At 36.2% G+C, this 489-nt stretch carries 1 pseudogene; it reads right to left on the bottom strand.

The window, feature by feature from the left end:
- Window positions 1-489 (bottom strand): annotated as a pseudogene (locus tag L8D11_RS05455) (ISKra4 family transposase); the annotation flags it as partial.

Raw genomic sequence — 489 nt, 5'->3', positions numbered from 1 at the left:
GGTCCACTGCATTTTTTGTTTTCGCTTGAATCTAGTATTTATTTGAGACTCTACTATAGTCTCTGCAATACTGCTTGTATATGGTAGATTAGCTTCTTTTCTTTCCATGTAGTTGACTAATTTATCAATATTATTTAACAAATAGCCTTTTATTGAGGCCGCCTTGTCAATCTTTCTCTCAGGCACTTTGTTAGACTCTAACTCTTTTATTAGTTCATCGAGCTTATTAATAGCTTCTTGCGGCTTGCCATGCCATACTTTATATTTTGAAGAATCAAGACTATCTGTGTAATCTGGGAAAGCTATTTTAGCTCTGTCATATGCCTGCCTAATATGATACCAGTCTAGAATTTTAGTTATGCTTTTGCAGTGACTTTCCAATGAATCAACAATACTCCAGCAGTTTGCGGCTCCATCGCAGAACGCAGTTATTTCTGTGTTTTTGCTCATGCCTTCTTTTTTTGCCGCATCTAGCGTGTACTTATTTAT

This window comes from Candidatus Bandiella numerosa, assembly GCF_021811875.1.
GTDB classification, from domain to species: domain Bacteria; phylum Pseudomonadota; class Alphaproteobacteria; order Rickettsiales; family Midichloriaceae; genus Aquirickettsia; species Aquirickettsia numerosa_A.
The sequence above is the reverse complement of the archived record's forward strand: the minus strand, read 5'-3'. Positions and strand labels throughout refer to the sequence as shown.